The 23,133-nt window shown below is 69.5% G+C and carries 25 protein-coding genes and 1 tRNA gene; 12 read left to right on the top strand and 14 right to left on the bottom strand.

The genetic code is table 11. The features are described 5' to 3' along the window. The first annotated feature begins 70 nt into the window (after window positions 1-70). Window positions 71-688, top strand: a complete 618-nt coding sequence (locus AB0G47_RS01040; RefSeq protein WP_360762627.1) for a VTT domain-containing protein — start codon at window positions 71-73, stop codon at window positions 686-688. A gap of 247 nt (window positions 689-935) precedes the next feature. On the opposite strand, the gene AB0G47_RS01035 is transcribed toward AB0G47_RS01040, so the two are convergent. Next, window positions 936-1,163 (bottom strand): DUF2277 domain-containing protein, encoded by a 228-nt coding sequence (locus AB0G47_RS01035; RefSeq protein ID WP_266867472.1) that lies wholly within the window; start codon window positions 1,161-1,163, stop codon window positions 936-938. A 147-nt stretch (window positions 1,164-1,310) separates the two neighbouring features. On the opposite strand from AB0G47_RS01035, the gene AB0G47_RS01030 reads away from it, so the two are divergent. The 5 genes from AB0G47_RS01030 to AB0G47_RS01010 all read left to right on the top strand — a co-directional run bounded on the left by AB0G47_RS01030 (window position 1,311) and on the right by AB0G47_RS01010 (window position 3,464). Further along, entirely contained in the window at window positions 1,311-1,667 is a 357-nt protein-coding gene (locus AB0G47_RS01030; RefSeq protein WP_360763893.1) for a hypothetical protein, read from the top strand. 40 nt (window positions 1,668-1,707) lie between these two features. After that, window positions 1,708-1,998, top strand: coding sequence for a hypothetical protein (locus AB0G47_RS01025; protein ID WP_360762624.1), 291 nt, complete (start codon window positions 1,708-1,710; stop codon window positions 1,996-1,998). 103 nt (window positions 1,999-2,101) lie between these two features. After that, window positions 2,102-2,482, top strand: a complete 381-nt coding sequence (locus AB0G47_RS01020; protein ID WP_360762621.1) for a hypothetical protein — start codon at window positions 2,102-2,104, stop codon at window positions 2,480-2,482. A gap of 7 nt (window positions 2,483-2,489) precedes the next feature. Further along, window positions 2,490-3,008 carry a hypothetical protein gene (locus tag AB0G47_RS01015; RefSeq protein ID WP_360762618.1) on the top strand — a complete coding sequence of 173 codons (519 nt, stop codon included), beginning with the start codon at window positions 2,490-2,492 and terminating at the stop codon, window positions 3,006-3,008. 78 nt (window positions 3,009-3,086) lie between these two features. Beyond that, a complete protein-coding gene (locus AB0G47_RS01010; RefSeq protein ID WP_360762615.1) occupies window positions 3,087-3,464 on the top strand; it encodes a peptidase inhibitor family I36 protein in 378 nt (125 codons plus the stop codon). A 51-nt stretch (window positions 3,465-3,515) separates the two neighbouring features. Here the strand turns inward: AB0G47_RS01010 and AB0G47_RS01005 are convergent. Continuing rightward, a tRNA-Val gene (locus tag AB0G47_RS01005) sits at window positions 3,516-3,587 on the bottom strand. 238 nt (window positions 3,588-3,825) lie between these two features. Then, complete coding sequence (locus AB0G47_RS01000) at window positions 3,826-3,999, bottom strand: hypothetical protein (protein WP_360763980.1); 174 nt, start codon at window positions 3,997-3,999, stop codon at window positions 3,826-3,828. On the opposite strand from AB0G47_RS01000, the gene AB0G47_RS00995 reads away from it, so the two are divergent. The 3 genes from AB0G47_RS00995 (at window position 3,998) to AB0G47_RS00985 (ending at window position 6,568) form a co-directional block, all read left to right on the top strand. Continuing rightward, on the top strand, window positions 3,998-5,305 hold the full coding sequence (locus AB0G47_RS00995) for a hypothetical protein (protein ID WP_360763891.1): 1,308 nt from the start codon (window positions 3,998-4,000) through the stop codon (window positions 5,303-5,305). The genes AB0G47_RS01000 and AB0G47_RS00995 overlap by 2 nt on opposite strands. 129 nt (window positions 5,306-5,434) lie before the next feature. Continuing rightward, the gene (locus tag AB0G47_RS00990) at window positions 5,435-5,986 is read left to right on the top strand and encodes a DUF4383 domain-containing protein (RefSeq protein WP_360762612.1); all 552 of its coding nucleotides are present in this window, start codon (window positions 5,435-5,437) and stop codon (window positions 5,984-5,986) included. A gap of 363 nt (window positions 5,987-6,349) precedes the next feature. Beyond that, window positions 6,350-6,568, top strand: coding sequence for a zinc ribbon domain-containing protein (locus tag AB0G47_RS00985; protein WP_360762609.1), 219 nt, complete (start codon window positions 6,350-6,352; stop codon window positions 6,566-6,568). A 19-nt stretch (window positions 6,569-6,587) separates the two neighbouring features. On the opposite strand, the gene AB0G47_RS00980 is transcribed toward AB0G47_RS00985, so the two are convergent. From AB0G47_RS00980 to AB0G47_RS00970, 3 genes are all read right to left on the bottom strand, one after another. Next, window positions 6,588-7,322, bottom strand: coding sequence for an HAD family hydrolase (locus AB0G47_RS00980; RefSeq protein WP_360763890.1), 735 nt, complete (start codon window positions 7,320-7,322; stop codon window positions 6,588-6,590). An 86-nt stretch (window positions 7,323-7,408) separates the two neighbouring features. Beyond that, window positions 7,409-9,859 carry a phosphoribosyltransferase gene (locus AB0G47_RS00975; protein WP_360763889.1) on the bottom strand — a complete coding sequence of 817 codons (2,451 nt, stop codon included), beginning with the start codon at window positions 9,857-9,859 and terminating at the stop codon, window positions 7,409-7,411. A 38-nt stretch (window positions 9,860-9,897) separates the two neighbouring features. Beyond that, window positions 9,898-11,064, bottom strand: a complete 1,167-nt coding sequence (locus tag AB0G47_RS00970) for an HpcH/HpaI aldolase/citrate lyase family protein (RefSeq protein WP_360762606.1) — start codon at window positions 11,062-11,064, stop codon at window positions 9,898-9,900. Between the two features lie 182 nt (window positions 11,065-11,246). Between AB0G47_RS00970 and AB0G47_RS00965 the strand changes: the two genes are divergently transcribed. Continuing rightward, window positions 11,247-12,134, top strand: a complete 888-nt coding sequence (locus AB0G47_RS00965; protein WP_360762603.1) for a TerD family protein — start codon at window positions 11,247-11,249, stop codon at window positions 12,132-12,134. A 39-nt stretch (window positions 12,135-12,173) separates the two neighbouring features. On the opposite strand, the gene AB0G47_RS00960 is transcribed toward AB0G47_RS00965, so the two are convergent. The 6 genes from AB0G47_RS00960 to AB0G47_RS00935 all read right to left on the bottom strand — a co-directional run bounded on the left by AB0G47_RS00960 (window position 12,174) and on the right by AB0G47_RS00935 (window position 16,816). Then, window positions 12,174-12,920: a Tellurium resistance gene (locus AB0G47_RS00960; RefSeq protein WP_360762601.1), complete on the bottom strand. Its 747-nt coding sequence runs from the start codon at window positions 12,918-12,920 to the stop codon at window positions 12,174-12,176. Window positions 12,921-13,049: 129 nt separating this feature from the next. Further along, window positions 13,050-14,195: a DUF475 domain-containing protein gene (locus AB0G47_RS00955; RefSeq protein WP_360762598.1), complete on the bottom strand. Its 1,146-nt coding sequence runs from the start codon at window positions 14,193-14,195 to the stop codon at window positions 13,050-13,052. Window positions 14,196-14,259: 64 nt separating this feature from the next. Then, window positions 14,260-14,835 (bottom strand): TerD family protein, encoded by a 576-nt coding sequence (locus tag AB0G47_RS00950; RefSeq protein ID WP_266867447.1) that lies wholly within the window; start codon window positions 14,833-14,835, stop codon window positions 14,260-14,262. A gap of 155 nt (window positions 14,836-14,990) precedes the next feature. Further along, complete coding sequence (locus tag AB0G47_RS00945; RefSeq protein WP_135330821.1) at window positions 14,991-15,566, bottom strand: TerD family protein; 576 nt, start codon at window positions 15,564-15,566, stop codon at window positions 14,991-14,993. A gap of 139 nt (window positions 15,567-15,705) precedes the next feature. Continuing rightward, window positions 15,706-16,173: a peroxiredoxin gene (locus tag AB0G47_RS00940; protein WP_360762594.1), complete on the bottom strand. Its 468-nt coding sequence runs from the start codon at window positions 16,171-16,173 to the stop codon at window positions 15,706-15,708. Between the two features lie 211 nt (window positions 16,174-16,384). Continuing rightward, window positions 16,385-16,816: a DUF3052 domain-containing protein gene (locus AB0G47_RS00935; RefSeq protein WP_360762592.1), complete on the bottom strand. Its 432-nt coding sequence runs from the start codon at window positions 16,814-16,816 to the stop codon at window positions 16,385-16,387. A 434-nt stretch (window positions 16,817-17,250) separates the two neighbouring features. Between AB0G47_RS00935 and aceE the strand changes: the two genes are divergently transcribed. Together aceE and AB0G47_RS00925 are read left to right on the top strand one after the other, a co-directional pair. After that, complete coding sequence (gene aceE, locus AB0G47_RS00930; protein ID WP_360762589.1) at window positions 17,251-19,983, top strand: pyruvate dehydrogenase (acetyl-transferring), homodimeric type; 2,733 nt, start codon at window positions 17,251-17,253, stop codon at window positions 19,981-19,983. A 99-nt stretch (window positions 19,984-20,082) separates the two neighbouring features. Then, window positions 20,083-20,847, top strand: a complete 765-nt coding sequence (locus tag AB0G47_RS00925) for a potassium channel family protein (protein ID WP_360762585.1) — start codon at window positions 20,083-20,085, stop codon at window positions 20,845-20,847. On the opposite strand, the gene AB0G47_RS00920 is transcribed toward AB0G47_RS00925, so the two are convergent. Next, window positions 20,828-21,247 carry a peptidase inhibitor family I36 protein gene (locus AB0G47_RS00920; protein ID WP_360763887.1) on the bottom strand — a complete coding sequence of 140 codons (420 nt, stop codon included), beginning with the start codon at window positions 21,245-21,247 and terminating at the stop codon, window positions 20,828-20,830. The genes AB0G47_RS00925 and AB0G47_RS00920 overlap by 20 nt on opposite strands. Before the next feature lie 205 nt (window positions 21,248-21,452). Beyond that, window positions 21,453-23,069, bottom strand: coding sequence for an MFS transporter (locus AB0G47_RS00915; RefSeq protein ID WP_360762582.1), 1,617 nt, complete (start codon window positions 23,067-23,069; stop codon window positions 21,453-21,455). Window positions 23,070-23,133: the final 64 nt, after the last annotated feature.

Genomic DNA, 23,133 nt, shown 5'->3' with positions numbered 1-23,133 from the left:
GCCGCCCCTGCCGCTCCCCCGCGACGTCGCGGCAGCCAAGTCGTCGACCGGGGAGTTACGGGGAATTTCGGTGCTGGAAAATCTGGGCGCACTGACCGGCAGCCCATGGATCTACGCGGTAGTCGCACTCTCCGTGCTCTTCGACATCGTCCTCCCCGTGCTGCCCAGTGGCGTCCTCGTCATCACGGCGGCCACCGCGGCGGCAGCGGCGGGGACGGGCACGGGGCGTGTTCCGCAGGAGGTCCCCGACATCCTGGCCCTCATGCTCTGCGCGGCCACCGCCTCGGTCATCGGCGATCTCGCCGTCTACCGTCTCGCCTGTCGCGGAAGTGAGCGTCTGGACCGGGCCATCGCCCGCTCCCGCCGCCTCACCAGCGCGCAGGAACGACTCGGCACGGCCCTTTCACGGGGCGGCGGCGCCCTCGTGGTCCTCGCGCGCTTCGCCCCCGCGGGCCGCTCGATCGTCTCGCTCGCGGCCGGCGCGGCCCATCGCAAGGTGCGCGAGTTCCTGCCCTGGTCGGCGCTTGCGGGCGTGGCCTGGGCCGGGTACAGCGTGGCGCTCGGCTACTTCGGCGGGCAGTGGCTCGGCGCGACGTGGCTGGCCACGGGCGTCTCCCTGGTCGCGCTGTTCGGCGCGGGCGCGGGGGCGGCGTTCCTGGTGCGGCGGCCGCGGGCGGCCGCGCACTAGGAGTGGGCCGTTGAGGCGGGACTAGGGCCTGTCCGATGGGTCAGGCCGGCCTTCGCGCCGGGTGCCGATTCACCAAGGCCGAGCGGGCCCTGGTGCGTGCAGCTGCAAGGCGGAGGAGGGCGTCAACGCGGAGCGTTGGCAACCGACGACAACGCGGGAGGGGGCACCTCCCTGCTCGAGCGAAGCCGAGAGCTTGGGGGAGTGCGTGCCAGGGGTCGCGACCCCGGCAGGACCCATCGGACAGGCCCTAGGCGCTCGCCTTGCTCGCCCCGCGGATCTCGAGCCCTTCGAGCAGCTCGGCGGTGGCTTCGGCGACGGCGTCGACGGCGCGGTCGAACACCTCGCGGTTGTGCGCGGCCGGGGCGCGGAATCCGGAGACCTTGCGCACGTACTGAAGCGCTGCGGCCCGGATCTCCTCCTCGGTGGCGTCCTCGGGGATGGCGGGCGGACGGAGCGTCTTGATGCTGCGGCACATGCCTCCAGCTTGCCGCGTCCGGGGCGGTCGAGGCGAGGGCCCGGAAGATCGGCCCGGTTCGGCCCGGAAGATCGGCCCGGTTCGGCCCGGAAGTTCCCCCGTTTCCCGCGTGACATCGCTCGCCCCTGAAAATCGAACAGGAGTACCATTACGCCCGTGCCTGCAACCCCTGCGTACGACTTCCCGAGCGACCTCCTCGCCGGACAGGAGGAGCTGCACCAGGTCCGGGCCGAACTCCTGGCCCTGCTGAAGCGGCTCCCCTGGTCGGTCACACCCCTGGACGGCTTCAGCGACGACCACGGCTGGCGCAAGGTGGAGCGCCCCGCGTCCCCCGGCTGGACCCCGGACGAACAGGCGCAGGTGGAGAAACTCCGCGAGCGGGAGCGGGAGTTGGCGGTATTTGTCACCTGTCATCGCTTCTGGGACGAGGTGACGGGACCGGACGCGGTGGCGGCCCGCGCACACCTCAAACACGTCCATGAGAAAGCCATTGACACGGAGTGACAGCGGGCGTTGACTCCCCCTACGCCGAGGAGGTGCTGCCATGAATCTGCTGCTGGTCGTCCTGCTCCTGGCCCTGATCGGCCTGGGTTTCAACCAACCGCTCCTGTGGCTGGCCGCAGCGGCACTCGTCTTCTTCATCTTCCAGCAGTACGACCGCGCGGGCTCCAAGAGCGGAGGCGGCTCAGGCTCCGGCTCCGGAGGGAGCGCGGGCGGCGGAGGCGGAGGGGGCGGTGGCTACCCGAAGACGTACCGCGACTACCGCCTCCGCAAGGAACGCCAGGAGCGCTGGGACCGCAGGTACCGCAGGACGCATCCGGGCTCGGGCCGCTGATTCACCTATCAGGGTCTAGCTCTCTGACACCGCGCTTACCTGTGCAAACGCCGGGGATTGAGGTCATGCACAACGCATCGACCACCCTCGGAGAGCCACCCGCATGCGCTTCAGCACCGCCGCAGTCACCGCCGCTTTCGCGGCCCTCTTCACCACGGTCACGCCCGCGGCCGTCGCGGAACCACCCACGTCCCGAGCCGCCACCCCACCGGGCCAGGTCTGCTTCTGGACCAAGCCCGGCATGATGGGCCAGGGCTGGTGCTACGGCCCGCCCGGCTACGCGGAGGCCGAGAACGGCACGCAGCGCAACGCCTACTCCTTCGAGTCCCGCGCCAACAGCACTGTCTACGCCATCAGTTACGGCCCGGGGGCGGGCTGCGTATACCGCGAGATCCGCAAGGACGACTACGACGAGAACTGGACGGCCTGGGCCACCAGACTCGACGGAGTGAGCCACGAAAAGCTGGGCTGCGAGCCGGGCTGACCGACCCATGCGTACGAGGCACCTCCGCCCCCTCTTCCTGCTCCTCTGCACCGCCACCCTCATCGGCGGCTGCGCGACCACGCCCAACCGCCCGGCGATGCCGCCCGAGGACGTCATCAAGGCGGCCCAGCAACAACTGACGGACCGCTGCCTGAAACGCCAGGGCCTGACCCCGCCCCGCGCGGGCGAACGCCAGGCAGCGACGCCGGCCGACAAAAGGAACTCCCAGCGCATTGCGGACGCCCTGTTCGGCGCAGGCCCAACGGAGCTCTCGCTCACGCTCCCCACCGGCTATTCCGTACGCGCCCACACGGACGGCTGCCTGGCCGCGGCACAGCGCACGCTCTACGGCGACCAGCGGCGCTGGTTCCACGTCTCGACGATCGCCAACAACCTCAAGCCGGAGGCGGCCCACCGCCACCGCAGCCTCGCCTGGGTCCGCGCCCGGCACCGTACGGAACTGTCCGACTGGCACAGCATGCGCGAACAGGCCCTGCGTCGAGCCACGACCCAGTTGTCCACCTGACACCAGCGAAAAACGACCGTCAAAACCTCAGAGCCTTACAGCCTCAGAGCCTCAGAGCCTCAGAAGGAGATCCCCCACATGATCAGCAAGCCCACGGCCCTGCTCGCCGCCACGCTCCTGGCCATCGGCACGGCCGTGACCACGTCGGCCGCGGCCCAGGCGGCCTCGTGCCCGAGCGGCCAGTTCTGCGCCTGGACGGACGCCGACTTCGGCGGCCAGCGCACCAACTGGTCGGGCGACGACCACGACTGGGAGGACCCCATCCAGGACCAGGACTCCTCCTGGGCGAACCACGGCATCTCCGGCCCCGGCATCAAGGACCACGTCCAGGTCTACGAAAACCCGGGCCTGGTCGGCTTCGGCACGGTCTGCCTGGCCCCCGGCCAGGAAATCGCCACCCCCAGCGGCTGGGCCAACGACAGCGGCGACTCCCACACTTGGGCGATGGAGTGCTGACCAGAAACGCGAAGACCCCCAGCCATGATCGGCTGGGGGTCTTCTTCCCGGTGGGCGCGGACGGTTTCGAACCGCCGACATCTGCCTTGTAAGGGCAGCGCTCTACCCCTGAGCTACGCGCCCGGAAGGTTTCGACAGCCTACCTTGCCGGCGGGGGTGCCTCCCAAACGCGTTCCGCGGCCGGTGTCCGCCCGCAGCGAAGGCGGCAAAGTCACGGGGTGCGACGCGAACTAACCGACCCGTGTGTTCGTCATTAACCGGTGGGAGAATGTGACGCCGGGCAAGGCGGATGACAGCACGGGAGAGGGATAGTGACGGCGACACCATCGCAGCCGTACACGCCAGACACGTCTAGCAAGTCCTATACGTCCAGCAGGTCGAGCACGCCGAGTACGTCCAGCAGGTCGAGCACGCCGAGTACGTCCAGCCGGTCGAGCACGCCGAGCACGCCGCATGTGCGTCGTCGCCGCGGGAGCGTGTGGCCGCACAGCCCCCGCTCCCGCCGGGCCTCCCGCCACAGCGCCCTCCGTGACATCGTCGCCCTCGCCCTCCTGCCCCTCCCCCTTGTCGCCATCGCCCTCCCCGCCGCCTTCGCCGGCGGCGGCACCCGGCGGTGGTTCGGCGGGCGGGGCGAGAGCATGCGGGCCGACGCACAGGCCGCCAAGGACGCGGCGGCCGCCGCGTTCTACGAGCTGGACACCGCCCAGCGCGATCTGCGGATCTCCATCGAGACCATCGTCGCCGTCGACTCGTCGCCCGCCGCACAGCGCGCCGTATCGGACTTCGAGGCGATGGGGCGGCGGATCGACGAGGTCAGTCATCAGTACATCAGCGCCGTGGACGCGCATGATCTCGATCGGGATGATCTCGAGGCGTCCGTCGCGGCCCGTGCGCGCGCCGAGCTGACCCAAGCCAAGGACGATCTCGGCAAGGCCAAGCAGGATCTCGACCGGTTCCAGCAGGGGCTCGGGCCGCTGCTCGACAAGGCGGAGACCCAGCTCGCCCGGCTCGCCCCGGCCGTCGAGCGGGCCCGGCAGACCCTCCTCGCCGCCAGCAACGCACTGGATGCCGTACGGGGTGCCGGGCTCAAGGCCGATGATCTCGCCGCTCGCCTCGCCGCCCTCGGGCCGGAGCTGACCAAGCTCAATCAGGGAGCCGGACAGCACGGCGTACCGGAGACGCTGCAGCGCGCCGACCGCGTCCTGCGGGACGCCGAAGCCGTGCGCGCCGAGGCCGAGCGGCTGCCCGAGCGGGCCGCCGAGATAGACCGGCGTCTGGTGTCGCTGCGTACGCGCGCGCAGGCGCTCACCACCCGCAGCGGCCAGGTCGACCCGATCCTCAGCGAGCTGCGCCGCCGGTTCACCGCGGCCTGCTGGCAAGACCTGCAGCGCGTACCGGACCAGGCCGCGGAGAACGTACGGCAGGCCGAGGCCAAGCTCAAGGAGGCCGGACAGGCGCGCGACGAGCAGCGCTGGCCGGACGCCACCTCCCTGCTCTCCACGGTCCGCGCCCTGCTGAACTCGACGGACGAGGCGGTCTCGGCCGCCGGTGACCGGCTGCGGCGGCTCAACGCGGTCGCGAAGGACCCCCAGCAGGAGATCGAGCGCACCCGCTTCGCCATCCGCGACGCCCAGCGCCTGGCCATGGCGGGCCGCCACACCCCGGAGCAGCGGCACGCCCGCCCGCTGGACGAGTCCGTGGCCCGCCTGGACCGCGCGGTGGCGTCCCTGGAGGGCCGCCACCCGGACTACTGGCATTTCCTGACGGAGACCGAGGCCGTGCGGCAGGCGGTGGCCCGCGTGGTCACGCAGATCCGGGAGGAGCGGGGGCAGGGGGCGTAGCCGCCCCGGGGCGGCGGCCGCCGTGGTTGGCGGTGCGGCCGTCGAAGGCGGATCCTGGATATACGCACGCGGCGATCCGCACGCAGTGCCACGTACGAAGCGGCCTCCCCACACACCAAGGAGGCGGACATGGCCACGCATGTACTTCACCCGGGGACGAAGCGGCCCAGGCGGCATGTGACGCTGAACGAGCACCTGCCCGTCGACCACCGCCTCAGCACCGTCTACCGCGTCGGCGCGGGTCTGATGGGACTCGTCCTGCTCGCGTTCGGCATCCTCGGCCTGATCGACAGGATCGGGTTCTTCGACACCGAGGGCGATACCGTCGCCACCCTGAACACCAACGGCGCGCTGAGCGTCCTGTCGATCTGTGTCGGGCTGCTCCTCTTCGTCGGCATGGTGATCGGCGGCAACTTCGCCTCGACGCTGAACATGAGCCTCGGCGTCCTGTTCGTCCTCAGCGGCTTCGTCAATCTCGCTCTGCTGGAGAGCGACTACAACTTCCTGGCCTTCGAGATCCAGAACGTGCTGTTCAGCTTTGTGGTGGGCGTCCTGCTGATGCTCTTCGGGATGTACGGCCGTGTCGGCTCGGCCCTGCCACACGACAACCCGTACTGGAAGGCGCGCCACCCCGAGGCGGAACGCCACGCCGAGCACGCGAGCCCAAACCCCAAGCACTGACCGCGCCGCGCCCCTGAGCAGGGACGTCACCCCGCGGGCGGCGGCGTGAACCGCTGCGCGAGCCTGGGGCCGCGTCCGACCTCACCTCAGCATTCAGTACCGCCCTGCGGGCCCGGCGCCTGGTCGCCATCGTGCGCGGCAGCGACGCGGAGGCGTCCTTCCGGACGGTCATGGCACGGCCGGGCGGTCACGACGGGCGCGTCGCGGTGGTGCGCCCCGAAGGGGCGCGGGGAACTGCGCGACCAGCCACGACACGGCCGCAGACGAGCGACGGCACCTCGCGGCGCTTCCCGCGGAGCACTTAGGCGTGGTCCGGAAGCCGGGGCCGTGGTGCCGGGGCGGAGCGCTGGTTAACCTGTGCCCATGCCCCGCTACGAATACCGCTGCCGTTCCTGCGGCGACTCCTTTGAACTGAGCCGCCCGATGGCCGAGTCCTCGGCCCCCGCCGTCTGTCCCGCCGGGCACGACGACACCGTCAAGCTGCTCTCGGCGGTGGCCGTCGGCGGGACGAGCGCCGCGCCCGGCCCGAGCGCCGGCGGTGGCGGCGGAGGCGGCTGCTGCGGCGGGGGCTGCTGCGGCTGAAGTCGCCACAGCCGCAGCCCTACCTCGACGCCGCGATGAACCCCCGCAGGATCTCCTCCCCCGCCGCGACCCCGCGCTCCGGCAGCACCGTGAGGCCCGGTGCCGTCCACCCCGTGTCGGCCAGTTCCCCGTGGCCCGGACGCCACGAGCGGTCGGCGGCCAGGAGTAGATCGGCGTCCAGGAGCGAGTCACCGGCCGCGAGGATCTCGTCGGCGCCGATCCGCCGTGCCACCTCGCGCACCGCCGCGCTCTTGGTGAGCGGCTTCGGCACGGCATAGATCTTGCGGCCCTGCAGCGAGACGGTCCAGCCACGGCCTTCCGCCCACTCGGCGAGCTCCTTGACCCAGCCATCAGGCAGCAGGGAACGCTCCACGACCAGATACGCGAAGAGGTCCTCGGCCACCCGCTCCTTCAGGAGCCAGGCCGGGTCCGCGGTGCGCACCATGTGCGCACGGACCTCGTCGAGCGAGGCGCACTCGGCGGCGATGCGACGGTCGACGTCCGCACGCCACTCGGGGTCGGACACCCCGTCGACCAGGAGGTGCCCGCCGTTGGCGCAGATCGCGAACTTCGGTGCGGGGCCCGGCAGATGGATGCGGCCGTACTGCTCGCGCGTACGCGTGGTCGTCGGTACGAACACCGTGCCGCGGCCGACCTCGTCGAGCAGCCCGGCGGCGGTCTCGGTGACGTACGACAGCGGCTTGCTCTCGTAGACCTCGACGCAGAGCAGGCGCGGCGCGTCGGCGTCGGGCATGGTCAGGCCGAGCGCGGCGGCGGAGTAGATGAGGGTGCGGTCGAGGTCGCTGGCGACGAGCACCGTGCGGGGAGTGCGGGGAGTGTTCACTTGGCCGCCACCGCCTTGCCGTCCGTGCCGGTGGCTCCGCGCGTGAACTGAGGGTGGATCAACCCGACGCAGGTGTAGGGGAGTTCGGCCACTTCCTCGACCGGCACGCCGCGCTGTTCGGCGAGGAGTCGTACGTGATCGAGGTCGGCCCCGGCGCCGGCCCGCGCCAGGATCTTCCAGGGCACGCGGCGCAGCAGCACGCGCGTCGTCTCGCCGACGCCCGGCTTCACCAGGTTCACGTCGTGGATCCCGTACTCCTCGCTGATCCGCTCGACGGCCGCCCAGCCCTCCCAGGTCGGCGCCCTGTCCGCCGAGGGCACCTCCTTGACCTGGGCGTCGACGGCTTCGGTCACCTCGTCGAAGCGGTCCACGACGGCGTCGATGAAGTCGAGGGAGACGTCGGTGCCGGCGAGCTCGCGGTAGAACTTGCCGCCGTGGAAGTCGTCCGGGCCGACCAGGTCGGCGCGGAGCACGGTGCGCGATATCAGGCCGGACACGGTCGAGTTGAGGCAGGCGGAGGGGATGAGGAAGTCCTCGCGGGTGCCGTAGGTGCGCACGCACGATCCGGGGTCGGCGAGCACGGCGATCTCCGGGTTGAACCCGGTGGGCCCGCCCGACTCCTCGAACTCCCGTACCGCCTCGGCCAGTTCGCGGGTGATCGCGCCCTTGCCCGTCCATCCGTCGACGAAGACCACGTCGGCCGGGTCGTGGTGGGCGGCGAGCCAGCGCAGCGCGTTGGCGTCGATGCCGCGCCCGCGCACGATCGACACGGCGTAGTGCGGCAGGTCGAGACCGTGCCGGTGTGCCGCCCAGCGGCGCATCAGTACGCCGACGGGCGTGCCCGCGCGGGCAAGGGAGACAAGGACCGGGCGGGGCGACCGCTCGGCGAGGACGGTCTCGGTGACGGTGCCGACGGCCTGCGCGATCCGTGCGGCGGAGGTGTCGAGCGCGGCCCGGAACAGCTCCTGGTACTGCGGGCTCGGCTGGTACTCGACCGGCAGCGACTCGGCGTAGTGCGCGCCACCGCTCTGTATCGCCTCCTCGCGCTCCTCGGTGGGCGCTTCCAGCGTTACGTCCGAGAGGTCCTGCAGCAGCCAGCCGACGTCTTCGGGCGCGTACGAGGAGAAGTCGGGGCCGCGGAGGGGCTCGGGCAGCATCGGGGGCCTTTCGGGGACGTACTCAGGGACGTACGAAGGAACGACGGCGAGCAGGACCTGCGGGGTGTGCGCGGCGAGCTGCGCCAACAGGCCGTCGGGGGCGTGCAGTTGGGGCCCGTCGCCCACGGAGTCGACCACGGCGACGATCGCGTCGAAGCCGCCGCCCGCGACGTTGTACGCGTACCGCTCACCGGGCCCGTCGGCGGGTTCGTCGTGGGCGGGGAAGACGAGGCGGCTGCGGATGGCGTAGCCGGGGTCGTCGACGGCGAGTACGGGTGAGCGGGTGGTGGTGGAGTACCGGACCTCGGCGCCGCTGCCGCCAAGCCACTCCTCCAGCGCCTCCCCGAGGGCCAGCGGCGCATACATCAGCTCTTCGAAGCCGAGGACGAGGACGCGGGCAGGGACGGGTGCGGAATCCGGGGCCAGCGCCTGGGCGAGGCGTTCCGCCATCCCGGGCAGCGCCGCGTCGAGCACCGCCCGGTGCTCGGGCGTGAACCCGTGGCGGCCGCCGTCCGGGACACCGGCGGGCCAGTCGAGCTCGACCCGGGTGACGGTGCCCCGCTCCCGGCGCGGCGTGGGAAGCGGCGCCGCCGCCTCGTGCTCCGCGACCAGCGCCTGCCCCTTCTCCAGGACGCCGTCCGGCAGCCGCACCGTGCCGGACGCCATCGCGATCAGATCGACCCGCGCGCCGATCTCCTCGGCGAAGCCGGCCAGGCGGCCCTGGTCCTCGGGCGAGCGCATGTCGACGAGCGCCACGATGACGTACCGGTCGCGCGGATAGCGCTCGTGCAGCGCGCGGATGGTGTTGAGGACCGTGTTGCCGGTGGAGAACTCGTCGTCCACCAGGACCAACGGGCCGTCCCCTGCGAGCAGTTCGGGGTCGGCCGGGAGCAGCAGGTGCGAGGTCGCGTGCGAGTGGGACTCCTCGAAGCCGCCCGCCTGGCGCACCCCGTCGACCGGGCGGCGCGTGGAGTGCAGATAGGGCGCGAGGCCGATGCCGTCCGCGACGCTGTGACCGAGGCCCGTCGCCGTCTCCGCGTAGCCGAGGACGACCGCACGCCGGGCCTCCGCGTCGCCGAGCAGGGCGCGCGCCCTGACACCCAGGTCGTGCCCGGCCGCGTACACGACGGAAGGCCGCTGGGGCACATGCTTGCCGAGGACGTTCGACACCAGCAGGTGCGCGCGCTTGGGGTTGCGGCGCAGGGCGAGCCCGAGCAGCTCGCCCAGGCTCGCGTCACCGACGAGCTCCACGCCGAGCCGCTCGGCGACCCACGTCCCTGACCACACCATGTCGTCGTTCACAGTCCTTACGTTCCTCAACACGTTCCTCAACCGGAGAGCCCGGCGGTGAGCAGCTCCACGAAGCCGATGTCCTCGCGCGCGACGCCGAACACCTCGGCGCGCTGCAGGGTCCGCTCGGCCCAGGCGCGGTGCGGCTTCACCTCGTTCATCTTGTTCGTGTACGCCGAGCGCATGACCCCGCCGCCGCCCCGCTCCGGGCGCAGGATGTCCTCGGCGTCGCTGAACTCCTCGTGGCTGACGACCGAGAGGGCGTGCACGGGCAGCACGTGCGAGGGGTGGATGCAGGTCTTGCCGAGCAGGCCGTTGGCCCGGTCCAGCTCGATCTCGCGGAGCAGCCCGTCGATGTCGTGCTCGATGAGCGCCTGCCGCAGCTCCTCCGCCCGCCCTTCCAGGAAGGGGCTGCGGCGCAGCTGAGGCTTGAACATTCTCTCCTGGACGCGGAAGTACTCCCACACCGGACCGGTCACGGTGAAGCCCGTGCCATCCGCCCTGCCGAGGAGATTGACCACGTCGGCGATGACGGAGGCCACGATGTGGACGTCGTACGCGGTCATGTGCGGCGGCCTGCGCAGGCCGTACGCGGAGCAGAAGTCGGTGACGCCGAGGCGCAGCGCGAGCACCCGCTCGCGGTACTTGTCGACGGTGCGGGCGATCCCGGCGAGGGTCTCCGTGCGGCTCTCCAGGTGCAGCAGCTCGGGCGATTCGAGGACGGGCATCGCGAAGAGCCGCCGCCCGGTCGCCGCCTCGGCCGCGGAGAGCGACTCCAGGAAGGGGACGCCGCGCTCCTCGGTGAACTTGGGGAGCACGAATCCGGACAGCAGACGGATGCCGTCGCCGAGGCGCCGCGCGAGGTCGGCTATCTGCTCGGGGGTGCGGACCCGGATGAACAGCAGCGGCGGCTTGGCGTCCTCGCGGGCGGCCAGCTCCGCGAACTGTCTGACCAGGTTCTCCTCGGCCCCGACGACCTCCGCGTCGTCGATCGAGTCTTCGAGGCAGAGCACCATCGAGATCACGCCACGCCCGGCCTGCTTGAGGATGTCGTCGGCGAGCCGGGGGCGTGTGGCAGGGCTGTACAGCGTGGCGCCGAGCGCCGCCGCAAGCAGGCGGGGAGAGGAGTCGGCGGTGAAGTCGCACGGCTCCCGATGGAAGAGGTGCTGTCGCACCTCTGGGGCGATATGCCCGAAATGACGCATGAAATTCCCCTGTACTCGTCGGCGCGGTCCGACGTGATGTGGCCGGTAATAGTACGTAGGGACGGGTGTCAAGGGTTCCCCATGGGCATGAAATTCAGGTAACCCGGCCATGTCAGACACAGACACCACACACAGTCACCCCCGCGTTGTCCCGTCCGCGACCGGGAAGGCAGGATGACCGCATGACGCACGCGATGTTGAAGGGGTCGAACGTCCCGCTCGAAGCCACGGCCGTCCGCGCCGTGCTGCGCTGGACCCCGGGACAGGGAGTCCCCGACGTCGACGCGTCGGCACTCCTCCTTGGCGCCGACGGCCGCGTGCGGTCCGACGAGGACTTCGTCTTCTACAACCAGCCGCGCCACCCCTCCGGCAAGGTCTGGCGGCTCGGCAAGAAGCGGGTCGCCGAGGGCCTGACCGACACGATCCAGACGGACATGGCGGGCCTCGATCCGGCGGTGAGCCGGGTCCTGCTCGTCGCATCGGCGGAGGACGTCCCCTTCGAGCGCGTACGCGCGCTGCGGATCCTGCTGTACGACGCCGCCACCACCGAGGGCGAACCTCTCGCGTACTTCGACATCACCCCGCAGACCGGCGCCGAGACCGCGCTGATCTGCGGCGAGCTCTACCGCCGCGCCGACGCCTGGAAGTTCCGCGCCCTGGGCGAGGGCTATCTGAACGGCCTTGAGGGCCTCGCCGGGGACTTCGGCATCTCCGTGGACGAGTCGGAGGCCGTGCCCGAGCCGACGCCCGAGGCCTCGCTCCCGCAGCCGCCTCAGGCCCAGCCGCAGCCCCAGCCGCAGCCCGATCCAGGGCCCTTCCCGTCGTCCGCCGCGCCCACCGCGCCCGTCCCGCGGCCCTTCCCCGCTCCGGCGCCCCAGCCCTCGTACGGCTATCCGCCCGAGCCCACGCGCCAGCCCATGCCGCAGCCTTCGTACGGCTATCCGCAGCCCGCGCCCGCCCAGCCGGCGCCGCTCGCACAGCCTTCGTACGGCTATCCGCAGCCGGTCGCGCCGATGCCCGACCCGAACTTCCGGCTGCCCCCGCAGGGGCCGCAGTTCCTGAACCGCTGAGGAGGGGCCAGGGGCGCCGAGAGCCCCGCAGGGAGGCACTCAGCCGCCGCCCGCCTTCGCCTTGTAGCCCCGGCCCCACTGCAGCCCCCAGCCGTACAGGCGGTCGAGCTCGGCCTGGAAGCCGTACACGAACTTCACCTCGCGGCGCACGACCAGCTCGCCCTTGACGTTCTCCAGCGAGGCCACGGCGCACGACCTGGCCTGCGGCTGGCGCTCGTCGAGGTCGATCTCGATCCGCGGGCCGTTGCTGGGGTACAGCGTGACCTTGGCGTGTGTGCGGTCGAACGCGGGCGTCTGGTCGTAGATGTACGCGAAGAACAGCAGCCGCTTGATCGACTCGCGGTGGTCGAGGTTCACATAGATCGTCTCGCCGGACGGCGAACCGAACCGGTCGTCACCGCTCAGCTTCACGTACGGCGGCGCGTTGAGGCTCCCGAAGAAGCTGCCCAGCGGCTGTACGACGCCCTTGGCGCCGTCCACCAGCTCGTACAGGCAGCCGATGTCCAGGTCCACGTTGACCACGCCCTGGGTGTGCGCCTGCACCACGTCGGGCTGGAACATCTTGAAGGGGTGCCGCAGCAGGCCGCCGCCCCCGCGCTGCTTGCCGATGATGTCGGACGTACGCATCTGCCAGGAGAGGTTGACCCGCAGATTGCCGGTGGCCGCGCCCTGTTTGTTGAGCGAGACCGTCGGATGCCGCTTGGTGAGTTCGATGGAGTTGGTCGCGGCACTGCCCGACTCGAAGTCCATCGAGCGCCCACGCCATAAACCGTCCCAGAAGGACATTGCCGCCCCCAAAGTCGCGTGCGTATACCGAACGGGGCGGTCTTCGAGGAGTCCACCTCGAAGACCGCCCCGCTGAAGCGTTCCTCACTGGGCCCCCGGTCACACCCCGGAGGTCAGAACGTCAGAACGTCAGACGCCGGACGAGACCTCGGCCTTCTCGTCCGACCCCGAGTCCCCTTCGGCCGCTGCCAGCGCGCGGTTGCGGCGCACGGACGACCAGAAGGACCAGGCGATCAGGAGGACGCCGATGCTGCCGGTGATGACCTCGTGGATCTCGTACTGGATCGTGACGAGCAGGAGCACCGCGAGGGCGCCGATCGCGTAGTGCGCGCCGTGCTCCAGGTAGACGTAGTCGTCGAGGGTGCCCTGGCGGACCAGGTAGACCGTGAGCGACCGGACGTACATCGCGCCGATGCCGAGGCCGAGCGCCATCAGGACGATGTCGTTGGTGATGGCGAAGGCGCCGATGACGCCGTCGAAGGAGAACGACGCGTCCAGGACCTCGAGGTAGAGGAACATGAAGAACGCGGCCTTGCCGGCCATGACGACCGCAGGAACCTTCTTGCCGCTCCTCTTGGCCGCTTCCTCCTCCTCGTGCTCGCGCTCCTCCTCTTCCTCGAGTTTGTTCTCGAAGAAGCCGGAGAGGCCGCCCACGATCAGATAGGTGATGAGTCCGGCGACGCCGGAGAGAAGCACCGTCTCCGCCTTGTCCGCGTGCGTCCCGCCATGCTGGTGGGCGTGCGTGGCGACGGTCATCGCGGAGATCATGAGCACGATGAGCGCGATGCAGACCGACAGCATGTCGATCTTGCCGAGCTTGGCGAGCGGGCGCTCGAGCCAGCCCAGCCACTTGATGTCACGGTCCTCGAAAACGAAGTCGAGGAAGATCATCAGGAGGAACATGCCACCGAAGGCGGCGATCGACGGGTGCGCGTCGGTGACCAGCTGCTGGTACTGGTCCTTGTCGTTGAGCGCGAGCCGCACGGCCTCGATCGGGCCGATCTTGGCGCTGATGGCCACGATCGCGACGGGGAACACAAGCCGCATGCCGAAGACGGCGATCAGCACACCGATGGTGAGGAAGATCTTCTGCCAGAAGGCATTCATCTTCTTCAGGATCCCGGCGTTGACCACCGCGTTGTCGAAGGACAGCGAGATCTCGAGGATCGACAGGATCGCCACGACCCCGAATCCCGTCCACCCCCCGTAGAACACCGCCGCGACCAGGCCGAGCGCGGTAACCGCGAACGACCAGCCGAAGGTTTTCAGAAGCACTGGCTACCCAATCGTGTGTGTACGGGCTCCCGTTTAGCGGTCTCCCCCGCGCCGGTCCCCGGCTTTACGAAACATTGACCCCGAAGTCTAGAGCGATGCCCCGCAGACCCGACGCGTACCCCTGCCCAACGGCTCGGAACTTCCATTCACCGCCGTACCGGTACACCTCGCCGAAGATCATCGCGGTCTCCGTGGAGGCGTCCTCGCTGAGGTCGTAGCGCGCGAGTTCCTGGAGGTCGGCCTGGTTGACCACGCGGATGAAGGCGTTGCTGACCTGGCCGAAGGTCTGCCCGCGGTTGTCCGCGTCATGGATCGAGACAGGGAAGACGATCTTGTCCACATCGGCGGGGACCTTGGAGAGGTCGATCAGGAGCGACTCGTCGTCCCCGTCGCCCTCACCCGTGAGGTTGTCGCCGGTGTGCTCGACAGAGCCGTCAGGGCTCTTCAGGTTGTTGTAGAAGACGAACCACTCGTCCCCCAGAACCCGGCCCGAGTTGCACATCAGCGCGCTGGCGTCGAGGTCGAAGGGTGCGCCGGTGGTGGAGCGCGCGTCCCAGCCGAGTCCGACCAGGACCTGTGTGAGGTTCGGTGCGGCCTTGGAGAGGGAGACATTGCCTCCCTTGGCGAGCGTGACGCCCATGATGTGGTCCTCCCCGTGGTTCGAGAGCAAGAGTTCCCAGGACTCCCCTGTTGTGGGAGCGGGAGTTGAGCAGTTGAGCAAGAGATGCCGAGCACGTCCGGCGCCGCACGGGTGGTGTGCGGCGCCGGACGGCAAGGCGGAGGGCGTTACTCGGCTCAGACGTTGACGCCGAAGTCCTGCGCGATGCCGCGCAGGCCCGATGCGTAACCCTGGCCCACGGCGCGGAACTTCCACTCGGCGCCGTTGCGGTACAGCTCGCCGAAGACCATCGCCGTCTCCGTCGAGGCGTCCTCGGAGAGGTCGTACCGCGCGATCTCCGCGCCGCCCGCCTGGTTCACGACGCGGATGAACGCGTTGCGGACCTGGCCGAACGACTGCTGGCGGGACTCGGCCTCGTAGATCGAGACCGGGAAGACGATCTTGTCCACGTCGGCCGGGACGGCGGCCAGGTCGACCTTGATCGCCTCGTCGTCGCCCTCGCCCTCACCGGTGGTGTTGTCACCGGTGTGCTCGACGGATCCGTCCGGGCTCTTCAGGTTGTTGAAGAACACGAAGTTGCCGTCGCTGCTGACCTTGCCCTCGGCGTTGGTCAGGATCGCGCTGGCGTCGAGGTCGAAGTCCGTACCCGTCGTGGTGCGGACGTCCCAGCCCAGACCGATCAGAACAGCGGTCAGGCCGGGCGCCTCCTTGCTCAGCGATACGTTGCCGCCCTTGCTGAGGCTGACTCCCACAAGTCCTCCCAATAGTTGTCCAGGGGCGGGGAGCCCCAGTCGTGCTTTGCCATCAGATCAACGAGTGGATCCTAGTGACCGGTTCCCGGCCGCCACAGGCTCTGCACCTGAAGAATCACAGGGTGTCACCCCTGAGGAATCACAGGGTGTCGAGCGCCTTGACGTACTCATTGAGGTCACGGGCGTCCGGCAGGCCGTTGACGACAGTCCAGCGCACGACGCCCTCCTTGTCGATGATGAAGGTGCCGCGCACCGAGCAGCCCTTCTCCTCGTCGAAGACCTCGTACGCGCGCGAGACCTCGCCGTGCGGCCAGAAGTCGGACAACAGGGGGTACTCCAGACCCTCCTGTTCGGCGAATACCCGCAGCGTGTGCATGGAGTCGTTCGAGACGGCGAGGAGCTGCGTGTCGTCGTTGACGAACTTCGGCAGCTCGTCACGGAGCGCGCAGAGCTCGCCGGTGCAGACGCCGGTGAACGCGAACGGATAGAAGAGCAGGACCACGTTCTTCTCACCGCGGAAGTCCGAGAGCCGCACGGTCCGCCCGTGATTGTCCTTCAGCTCGAAGTCCGGGGCCTTGGTGCCGGTCACGAGTCCAGCGAGCGCCATGAGTACGCATCCCTTCGACGGTGCCCCTCCGGTGGGGCTGTTCGGGTGACACCCACCCTACGTCCGCCGGTCTGCGCCCCTTTGGGCGCATCGGTCCCCCGCCGCACACGCACATCGGATCTTCACCTCACGCATGCGTGAGGCCCCCGCCGACAGATGTCGACGGGGGCCTCACAGCGGTCTCTGCTGGGGTCGCGGCTCGCGCGAGTGGCTAGCGCTTCTTGGCTGCCGCCTTCGGACTGAGCAGGCGGGTGCCGCTCCAGTCCTTGCCGGCGTTGATGCTCTTGGTCTGGGACAGGCCCGCGGTGGTGGCCGCCTCGCCGATCTCGCTCGGCTCGACGTAACCGTCACGACCGGTCTTCGGAGTCAGCAGCAGAATCGAGCCGCCTTCCTCCATGTACGCGATGGCATCCACCAGCGCATCAGTCAGGTCCCCGTCGTCCTCACGGAACCAGAGCACCACGGCATCAGCCACGTCGTCGTAGTCCTCGTCGACGAGCTCGGAGCCGATGGCCTCCTCGATGGCCTCGCGGAGCTCCTGATCGACGTCGTCGTCGTAGCCGATCTCCTGGACCACCTGTTCGGGCTGGAAACCAAGCCTTACGGCAAGGTTCGTCTCCGCGTGGTCCGCGGTCGCGCTCACGGATTGCCTCCTGATCATGTTTTTGGGTATGCCTTCAGCCACGCGCGTGCGCGGGGCGTTGGCCGTAGTCCACACGGGCGGGACGGATCGCGCAAGTACCCGGCCGTCAAGACCGCTGAAACGGTGACGTTCCCGGCCGTGTCGCCGCAACTCAAGACCCATCTGCCAGATCCTTCTTCGCGCGTTCCTGGCGCGTACTTCGCTCGTACGGCGCCGATGCGGGCCGATGGGGACTGACGTCCGAACGACCTTACGAAGCGACTAGGCAGGATGGGCGTATCGTTGCGATTTGGCCGAGCCTACCCCAGGGCCACCGCGCGGACCTCTCGGTTACCTCTCGGTAGAGATGACGATTCCGCCCCCGCGGTACACGATGGGGAACGTCTCACAGCCAGGCAGAACCCAGGCGAAAGCCCCAACAGCGAAGGAACAGCGTGGCTTCCGGATCCGATCGCAACCCGATCATCATTGGCGGCCTGCCGAGTCAGGTCCCGGACTTCGATCCCGAAGAGACCCAGGAGTGGCTCGACTCCCTCGATGCCGCGGTCGACGAACGCGGCCGCGAGCGGGCCCGCTACCTGATGCTCCGGCTGATCGAACGTGCGCGCGAGAAGCGCGTCGCCGTGCCCGAGATGCGCAGCACGGACTACGTCAACACGATCGCCACCAAGGACGAGCCGTTCTTCCCCGGAAACGAGGAGATCGAGCGCAAGGTCCTGAACGCGACCCGCTGGAACGCCGCGGTGATGGTCTCGCGCGCCCAGCGCCCCGGCATCGGGGTCGGCGGTCACATCGCCACCTTCGCCTCCTCGGCGTCGCTCTACGACGTGGGCTTCAACCACTTCTTCCGCGGCAAGGACGAGGGCGACGGCGGCGACCAGATCTTCTTCCAGGGGCACGCGTCCCCCGGTATCTACGCCCGCGCGTTCCTCCTCGACCGGCTCTCCGAGCAGCAGCTCGACGCGTTCCGCCAGGAGAAGTCGAAGGCTCCCTACGGCCTGTCGTCCTATCCGCACCCGCGCCTGATGCCGGACTTCTGGGAGTTCCCGACGGTCTCCATGGGCCTGGGCCCGCTCGGCGCGATCTTCCAGGCGCGGATGAACCGCTACATGGAGGCGCGCGGCATCGCCGACACCTCCAAGTCCCACGTCTGGGCCTACCTCGGCGACGGCGAGATGGACGAGCCCGAGTCGCTCGGCCAGCTCTCCATCGCCGCACGCGAGGGCCTGGACAACCTGACCTTCGTCGTCAACTGCAACCTCCAGCGCCTCGACGGCCCGGTGCGCGGCAACGGCAAGATCATCCAGGAGCTGGAGTCGCAGTTCCGCGGCGCCGGCTGGAACGTCATCAAGCTGGTCTGGGACCGCAGTTGGGACCCGCTGCTCGCCCAGGACCGCGACGGCATCCTGGTCAACAAGCTGAACACGACGCCCGACGGCCAGTTCCAGACGTACGCGACCGAGACCGGCGCCTATATCCGCGACCACTTCTTCGGCGGCGACCACCGGCTGCGCGCCATGGTCGAGAACATGACCGACGAGCAGATCCTGCACCTGGGCCGCGGCGGCCACGACCACAAGAAGGTCTACGCGGCCTACGCGGCGGCCAAGGCCCACAAGGGCCAGCCCACCGTGATCCTCGCCCAGACGGTCAAGGGCTGGACCCTCGGCCCGAACTTCGAGGGCCGCAACGCCACCCACCAGATGAAGAAGCTCACGGCCGACGACCTCAAGGGCTTCCGCGACCGTCTGCACATCCCGATCACGGACAAGGAGCTGGAGGGCGGCGCCCCGCCGTACTACCACCCGGGCCGCGACTCCGAAGAGATCCAGTACATGCACGACCGCCGACAGGGCCTGGGCGGCTATGTCCCGACCCGTGTCGTGCGCTCGAAGCCGCTGCAGCTCCCCGAGGACAAAACCTACGCGACCGCGAAGAAGGGCTCGGGCCAGCAGTCGATCGCCACCACCATGGCGTTCGTCCGCATCCTGAAGGACCTCATGCGGGACAAGGAGATCGGCAAGCGCTTCGTGCTGATCGCCCCCGATGAGTACCGCACGTTCGGCATGGACGCCTTCTTCCCGAGCGCGAAGATCTACAACCCGCTCGGCCAGCAGTACGAGGCCGTGGACCGCGAACTCCTCCTCGCGTACAAGGAGTCGCCCACGGGCCAGATGCTGCACGACGGCATCTCGGAGGCAGGCTGCACGGCGTCCCTCATCGCCGCGGGTTCGGCCTACGCCACACACGGCGAACCGCTGATCCCCGTGTACGTCTTCTACTCGATGTTCGGTTTCCAGCGCACCGGCGACCAGTTCTGGCAGATGGCCGACCAGCTGGCCCGCGGCTTCGTCCTGGGCGCCACCGCCGGCCGTACGACCCTGACCGGCGAGGGCCTCCAGCACGCGGACGGCCACTCGCAGTTGCTCGCCTCGACCAACCCGGGCTGTGTCGCCTACGACCCGGCCTTCGGTTACGAGATCGCGCACATCGTCAAGGACGGCCTGCGCCGGATGTACGGCCCCGACAGCGAGGACGTCTTCTACTACCTCACCGTCTACAACGAGCCGATCCAGCACCCGGCCGAGCCCGCCGATGTGGATGTCGACGGCATCCTCAAGGGCGTCTACCGCTTCAAGGCAGGCGAGCAGGGAGCCATCCCGGCACAGATCCTCGCCTCCGGTGTCGCGGTGCCGTGGGCGGTAGAGGCCCAGCAGATCCTCGCTTCGGAGTGGAACGTCAAGGCGGACGTCTGGTCGGCGACCTCCTGGAACGAACTGCGCCGCGAGGCGGTCGAGGTGGAGCGCCACAACCTCCTGCACCCCGAGGAGGAGCAGCGCACCCCGTACGTGACGCAGAAGCTCTCCGGCGCCCAGGGCCCGTTCGTGGCCGTCTCCGACTGGATGCGGAGCGTCCCCGACCAGATCTCGCGCTGGGTTCCCGGCACGTACCAGTCGCTCGGCGCGGACGGCTTCGGCTTCGCGGACACCCGCGGTGCCGCCCGCCGCTTCTTCCACATCGACGCGCAGTCGATCGTGGTCGCCGTGCTGACCGAGCTGGCCCGCGAGGGCAAGCTCGACCGCTCCGTACTGAAGCAGGCCATCGACCGCTACCAGCTGCTCGATGTGACGGCCGCGGACCCGGGTGCCGCCGGGGGCGACGCCTGACACGTGCCTGGCCGGCACGCGTCTGAACAGCACACGCCTTGAGCAGGGGGCGGCGGACCACAGGCTCCGTCGCCCCTTGGCGTTTCCTACGATGCCCGTATGGAAGCGCCCACGAAGCAGTCGACCGCACAACTCCGGTGGGAGCGACGCACCCAGCGTCCGCTCCTCACACTCGCGGTGGCCTTCGCCGTCGCCTACGCCGTACCCATCGTGGTGCCCGACGCGGGCAGAGCCGTGTCGAAGACCTGCACCGTGGTGGAGTGGATCGTCTGGGGCTCGTTCGCCGCCGACTACCTCATACGTCTCCGCCTCACCGACCACCGCAGGCAGTTCGTCCGCACTCACTGGCTCGACCTGTGTGCTGTCATCCTCCCGATGCTGCAGCCACTGCGACTGCTGCGGCTTGTCTCGACTCTGCTGCTGGTGGGGCGACGAGCCCGGATGGCGTCGCAGATTCAGCTGACGACCTATGTCGCCGGCGCTGTGGTGGGCCTTCTCATGTTCGGTTCACTGGCTGTCCTTTCGGTTGAGCGGGAGTCGCCGGACGGCAACATCAAGACCCTTGGCGACGCTGTGTGGTGGTCCTTCACCACGATGACCACCGTCGGCTACGGCGATCACGCGCCCACGACCGGGCTCGGGCGGATCCTCGCGGTCGGTCTGATGCTGTCGGGCATCGCGCTCCTCGGTGTCGTCACCGCCAACATCGCGGCCTGGTTCATCGCTCGTTTCGACCGGGACGACGTCGAGGAGCGGCGCCAGACAGCCGCGATCGAGGCGCTGACAGTGGAGGTGCAGGCGCTGCGGGCGCAGGTGGCGGCGTTGACGAGTGAGGTGCCCCCGGTCAGTTCTCCCAGACCTTGAAGGCCCGTACGCGATAAGGCGATTCGGGTGTCCAGGTGCCGCCGCCGGGATAGGTGTCGAACTCCCCGGTCTCGGCGCACTCCGCCGACTGGTAGGTGGTGACCGGTCGGCCGGTGCGGTTGGCGAGGGCTTCAGCGCTGCCCCCCTCCGGCAGCGCTACGCAGCTCTCGATGTCGATCTCGGACAGGTCGTACACCTGTCGGGCACCCCGGAAGTCCGCTTTCCCCCAGAGGCAAAGCTCCCCTGGCCCGCACCCGGCGAGTGTCGGTGGCGCGGCGGCGCCGGCGCGCTTGGCCGGTGTCATGGAATCGGCCTGCGCGGCCGTCGTCATGGCCCCCGCGTGTGCGGGGGTCAGGATCACCGCGGCGAGGGCGGCAGCGGTGGAGACGGTCGCGGGCATGGTCGTACGCATCTGAATCAACTCCCGTGTCGTGTCGATCACTTGACAGAACTGTGACCCACTCGCTCGCTCCGTCGGAAGGGGTACGGATGTGCGTCACCCAGATAGGCGAAAGCCCCCCAGGCGGACCCTGAGGGGCTTTCCCTGATGCGCGGACGCCGGGCGGATGCCTGCTCGGCGCAATGCGGCATACGCGGTGTATACCCTAAATGTGCCCAACTCCCGCGCCCGCATCGGCGTTGGAGCCGCGCTTGGTCAGGACGGCCACCAGGGCCGCGATGACCGAGACGACACCGGCGACGGTGAAGGCCAGGCCCATGCCGGACATGAACGTGTCGTGGACGACGTCCGTGATCTTGGCAAGTACGCCTTCGTTGACGCCGGGAGCCTTGGCCACCTGCTCGGGCACGGCGCCGATCGCGGCCGCCTTGTCGAGACCCGGCGGCGGTGCGTCGGGCAGACCCGAGTCCTTCCACTTGCCCGCGAGGTCGGAGTTGACCTTGTTGGACATGACGGCGCCGAGGACGGCCGTGCCGAGGCTGCCGCCGACCTGCATGCCGGCCTGCTGGAGGCCGCCCGCCACGCCGGAGAGCTCCAGCGGGGCGTTGCCCACGATCACCTCGGTGGCGCCGACCATGACCGGGGCCAGGCCCAGGCCGAGGAGGGCGAACCAGAGCGACATCGCGGCGGTGCCGGTCTCCGTGGTCATGGTCGTCATGCCGAACATCGCGACGGCCGTGAGCACCATGCCGCCCACCAGCGGGATCCGCGGCCCGAACTTGGTGATCAGCGCGCCGGCGATCGGCGAGGAGACGATCATCATGGCTGTCAGCGGCAGCAGGTGCAGACCGCTGTCGACCGGGCTCATCCCGTGCACGTTCTGCAGGTAGAAGGTGACGAAGAACAGCCCGCCCATGAAGGCGAAGGCCATGAGCACCATCAGCACCGTGCCCGCGGAGAGCGGTACGGAGCGGAACAGGCCCAGCGGGATGAGCGGCTCCTTGACCTTGGTCTCCCACACGGCGAAGAGCACGAAGAGCACGACCGCCGCGCCCAGGAAGGCCCACGTCTTGCCGCTGCCCCAACCCCAGGCGTCACCGGCCTTGATGAGCGCCCAGATGAGAGAGAACATCGCGCCCGAGAGCAGGACGATGCCGGGGATGTCGAAGGACTTCGGCGCGTTCTCCGCGCGGTGGTCCTTGAGGATCACCAGGCCAAGGACGAGCGCGACGACACCGACCGGCACGTTGATGAAGAACACCGACTGCCAGCTGACGTGCTCGACCAGCACACCGCCGAGGATCGGGCCGCCCGCGGTGGAGGCTCCGATGACCATGCCCCAGATGCCGATCGCCATGTTCAGCTTCTCGGCCGGGAACGTGGCGCGCAGCAGCCCGAGGGCGGCCGGCATCAGCAGCGCGCCGAAGAGACCCTGGAGCACGCGGAAGGCGATCACCAGGGAGACGCTCCCGGAGACGCCGATGGCCCCCGAGGCGGCGGCGAAGCCCACGACGCCGATGAGGAAGGTCTGCCGGTGGCCGAAGCGGTCACCGAGCTTGCCCGCCGTGATGAGCGCGACGGCCAGCGCGAGCAGGTAGCCGTTGGTTATCCACTGGACGTCCGCGAGCGAGGCGCCGAGATCCTTCTGGATGGCCGGGTTGGCGATCGCCACGATGGTGCCGTCCAGCGCGACCATCATCACGCCGATCGCGACGGAGAAGAGCGTCAGCCAAGGGTGGCCACGCAGGCCCTTGGTCGCGGCCGGAGCGGACGAGGGCTCCGGCGCCTTGTCCGCCTTGTCGACGGTGGTCTGACTAGTCATGTGCGCGAGGCTAATGTCAGCCGCTGACAGTTGACAAACCAATTCACAAGTCGGTAGCTGTCAC

This window comes from Streptomyces sp. NPDC021622 (assembly GCF_040640795.1).
Classification (GTDB): Bacteria; Actinomycetota; Actinomycetes; order Streptomycetales; family Streptomycetaceae; genus Streptomyces.
Note: the sequence above shows the minus strand (reverse complement) of the source record. Positions and strands in the feature narration are given on the sequence as shown.